The 1,884-nt window shown below is 36.1% G+C and carries 2 protein-coding genes and 1 other annotated feature; both genes read left to right on the top strand.

The window, feature by feature from the left end:
- On the top strand, positions 1 to 894 hold an 894-nt coding region (locus RT405_RS10845; RefSeq protein ID WP_313469647.1), incomplete at its 5' end, for a LysM peptidoglycan-binding domain-containing protein.
- A 273-nt stretch (positions 895 to 1,167) separates the two neighbouring features.
- Positions 1,168 to 1,389: a binding site (T-box leader), on the top strand.
- 77 nt (positions 1,390 to 1,466) lie between these two features.
- Positions 1,467 to 1,884, top strand: a 418-nt coding sequence (locus tag RT405_RS10840; protein ID WP_313469645.1) for a class I tRNA ligase family protein, incomplete at its 3' end; no start/stop codon positions are given.

Below are 1,884 nucleotides of genomic sequence, written 5' to 3'. Positions count from 1 at the left end.
GCGAATTTGAAATCATGGAACAACTTGAAATCCGATACGATTTATGTTGGTCAAAACTTGAAAATCCAAGGTGGTACTAATTCAGCTAATAATAGCTCAACGCCAAGTAATACGGTATCTTCTAACACAACAACTTCTTCCTATACAGTGAAGAGTGGCGATACGTTGTGGGGAATCGCAGACAGCAAAGGCGTTTCAGTTACGAATTTAAAATCATGGAACAACTTAAAAACTGATACAATTTATGTCGGCCAAAGCTTGAAAATTCAAGGCGGTACAGTAACAGCACCAATTACAAATACAGGAAACGGATCTACTAGTTCCAATTCCACTAATACAACAACTTCTTTTTATACAGTAAAGAGCGGTGATACGTTATGGGGAATTGCCAACAGCAAAGGTGTTTCAGTAGCAAACTTGAAAACTTGGAACAATTTAAAATCTGATGCAATTTATGTTGGTCAAGCATTAGCAATTAAAGGCAGTTCTTCTACAAGTACAAAAGAAACCGTCGTTAGTCCAGATACAACTGCTTCAAATCTTTCAGTTGGTTATACTGTCAAAAGCGGTGATACGTTATCTGCTATTAGTTTAAAATATGGCGTTACGGTATCAGATTTGAAATCATGGAATAAATTAAACAATGATACGATTTATGTTGGTCAATCTTTAAATGTAAAAGTTGGAAAACAAACCAATACTCCGGTTACTTCAATTTCAACTGTTAATGAAAAAATAAATACAACTAACCAAGCTAGTTATATTGTAAAAAGTGGAGACACGCTATGGGATATTGCTAATCGTTTAACTGTTTCAGTAGCAGATCTAAAAGAATGGAATTACCTAAAAACAGACGTCATTTTTATAGATCAAGTTCTTGTAACTAAAAAGTAAGTAGAATGAGGATAGGGGCTTAAACCTAGAGGAGACTCGTCGTTTAAGCTCCTATTATATGGTGATAACTGGCTTTTCTGCACTGGTATGAACAAAGTTTCCGGACTAACTAGTATATGTGTTGGTCGGAAAGGAAGAACCATTTACGGCTGGTGAAGCGAGTAAATTAAGAAATAATCTGCTCCTTACCGTAGAATGCTTTTTGAATAAGAACTCAAAGGGTATTTTGCTATTGCCCGCTGAACGTTTATTTGATAGAATGAAACCAATAGTTTAAAAACAAAGAAAAGGAATAGTAGAAATACTTCTTTTAAAGAGAGTGCATGGTTGGTGGAAATGCATAAAGAAAAATTTTGAACTCGCCTTGGATGTTGCTTTACTGAAAAAGTGCAGTAGGTAAAGCCGTAACGCCTGCGTTAAAGGTAAGATGAGTCTACAAAATTGTAGAAAATATAGGTGGTACCACGATCAATGAAATGTTTAATCGTCCTATGAGCAACAGATAGTTTATCTGCGCTCATAAGGCGATTTTTTTTATTAAAAGAGAAAATACAGAAAGAAGGCAGAATGATATGAGTTTTAATCATAAAACGATTGAAAAAAAGTGGCAAGATTACTGGAAAACCAATAAAACATTCCGAACAGCAGAAGACTCGGAAAAAGAAAAATTTTATGCCTTAGATATGTTCCCTTATCCATCTGGTCAAGGATTACATGTAGGACACCCTGAAGGATATACCGCAACAGATATCCTTTCTCGTATGAAACGAGCACAAGATTACAATGTTTTGCACCCAATGGGGTGGGATGCTTTTGGACTGCCGGCTGAGCAATATGCGCTTGATACGGGTAATGATCCGGCAGAATTTACTGCACATAATATTGAAACGTTCCGGCGGCAAATCAACTCTCTTGGTTTTAGTTATGACTGGGAACGAGAAATAAACACAACAGACCCTGATTTCTATAAATGGACACAATGGATTTTTA

This window comes from Carnobacterium sp. (assembly GCF_032094055.1).
Taxonomy (GTDB): domain Bacteria; phylum Bacillota; class Bacilli; order Lactobacillales; family Carnobacteriaceae; genus Carnobacterium_A.
This window is presented reverse-complemented; position numbering and strand designations above follow the sequence as displayed.